At 54.3% G+C, this 1,606-nt stretch carries 1 protein-coding gene and 1 pseudogene; both read left to right on the forward strand.

The window, feature by feature from the left end:
* A pseudogene (sucC, locus tag ACOSYY_RS11070) lies at nucleotides 1-294 on the forward strand (succinate--CoA ligase subunit beta); the annotation flags it as partial.
* A gap of 150 nt (nucleotides 295-444) precedes the next feature.
* Nucleotides 445-1,317 carry a succinate--CoA ligase subunit alpha gene (sucD, locus tag ACOSYY_RS11075; protein WP_421662420.1) on the forward strand — a complete coding sequence of 291 codons (873 nt, stop codon included), beginning with the start codon at nucleotides 445-447 and terminating at the stop codon, nucleotides 1,315-1,317.
* The last annotated feature ends 289 nt before the right edge of the window (nucleotides 1,318-1,606 follow it).

Raw genomic sequence — 1,606 nt, forward strand, 5'->3', positions numbered from 1 at the left:
GCGACCAAGGAGACGGTGGCGGCGGGCTTTCGCATTCTCTTAAAAGATCCGAATGTGAAGGGAATCTTCATCAACATCTTCGGCGGCATTGTCCGCTGTGAGCGCATTGCCCATGGAGTCATCGAAGCGGCGAAGGAAGTGAAGATTACGGTACCATTGGTTGTGCGTCTGCAAGGGACCAATGCCGATGAGGGCCGCAAGCTCTTGGCCGAATCAGGCCTGAAGCTCGAAGTGGCCAACGATCTCTGGGAGGCGGCGCAGAAAATCGTCAAGTTGACTGGCAAAGCAGCGTGAGAAGGGTGCGCCGGGTCGAGTCTCAGTGCTCGCCCACCGCGCACGCAGGAACTTATTGGATAGCGATTATGGTCGGTGCTCGGTGGATGCGCGCGCAATATGAGACCCGACCCGCCTTCTTGAAAAAGAAGAACAGGAAAAGAGGGAATTGTGAGCATTCTGGTTAATAAAAATACGCGAGTGGTAGTGCAGGGGATTACAGGCAAGGAAGGCTCGTTCCATGCGACGCAATGCAAGGCCTACGGAACGAAGATTGTGGCGGGTGTCACGCCCGGCAAAGCCGGGCAGGAGGTCGAAGGCATTCCGGTGTTCAACACGGTGGCTGATGCGGTGAAGAAGACCGAGTGCGATACCTCGCTCATCTTCGTGCCGCCGCCGTTCTGTGCGGACGCCATCCTCGAAGCGGCAGATGCCGGTGTGAAGTTGATCATCTGTATAACCGAGGGGATACCCGTCAACGACATGGTCAAAGTGAAGCGGGCCTTGCGCGGTCGCGATGTGCGTTTAATTGGACCAAACTGCCCTGGTGTGATCACAGTGGATGAAGCAAAAATTGGAATCATGCCGGGTTTTATTCATAAGAAGGGCATCGTCGGGGTTATCTCCCGCAGTGGCACTTTGACCTATGAAGCCGTGCACCAACTCTCGATGTTGGGATTGGGTGAAACGACCTGTGTCGGAATCGGCGGTGATCCTGTGAACGGCACAGGATTCGTGGATGTCTTGCCGCTGTTTGAAAAAGATCCTGAAACCCACGCGATCGTCATGATCGGCGAAATTGGAGGCGATGCCGAGGAAAAAGCGGCCGAGTTTATCAAGAAGAACGTGAAGAAACCAGTGCTTAGCTTCATCGCCGGTATCACGGCACCACCAGGTCGCCGCATGGGCCATGCCGGCGCCATTATATCCGGTGGCAAGGGGACCGCAGCCGAAAAGATGAAAACTTTGGAAGCGGCTGGAGTCAAAGTGGTCAAGAATCCCGCTGAGATCGGTGAGGCGGTGAAGAAGGCGCTTGGACGTTAGAACCTATCTCAAAATTAAGACGTCCACTTGATCAGACGTCGTAACTTGCGGGCCATAACTATGGACCGCAATATTCCCAATGATTCTGGCGGCTCCCTTTTGACGACAGTGGGTCAACGCGTGGCTGGACTCCTAAAATTCGATTTTGAGCTAGGGGTCACATGACAACACATCGTTGACAGCGAACTGACAAGACATCGATGACACTTGGCCGACACCGGCAAAACGGATAGAAAGACCCTAGGTGGTCTACAACACTTATTTCACACGCAGCTGATCCGTCAGAGGC

The organism is Nitrospira sp. BLG_2, from assembly GCF_049222245.1.